Origin of the sequence: Arenibacter sp. S6351L, from assembly GCF_023016025.1 — a bacterium.
In the GTDB taxonomy this organism is placed as follows: Bacteria; Bacteroidota; Bacteroidia; order Flavobacteriales; family Flavobacteriaceae; genus Arenibacter; species Arenibacter algicola_B.
The window spans coordinates 1-347 of record NZ_JALKBB010000124.1 but is presented as its reverse complement, the minus strand read 5'-3'; the positions used below and the strand labels follow the sequence as shown (position 1 = coordinate 347).

Below are 347 nucleotides of genomic sequence, written 5' to 3'. Positions count from 1 at the left end.
CATCCCATAACACAGGAGGGCGGTGTAATTCAGGAGGAGTACCAGTCCTATTATGTGGTAGACCGTACCAACACCTTGGGGAAGGGAATTTTGGGACTGACCCTTGAATGTGCCAAATGCCATGACCACAAATACGACCAGCTGTCCCAAAGGGATTATTATGAGATCTATTCCTTTTTTAATAATGTGGATGAAAAAGGGTTGCAGAAAACCGCTGGTGATGCTTTTAGAAAGGAGTACTTTGCGGACGACCCCTTTATGACTATTACGGATGAGGAGACCAATGGGGTGCTGTCCTTTATCAACAAGGCCGAAGGGAAAGACGTCAAGGTGATGGTCATGAACGA

General features: G+C 46.1%; 1 protein-coding gene. It reads left to right on the top strand.

What is annotated here, in order from left to right; genetic code table 11:
- Positions 1 to 347 (top strand): DUF1549 domain-containing protein (locus MWU82_RS24185; RefSeq protein WP_247098330.1); only part of this gene is annotated, 347 nt, incomplete at both ends.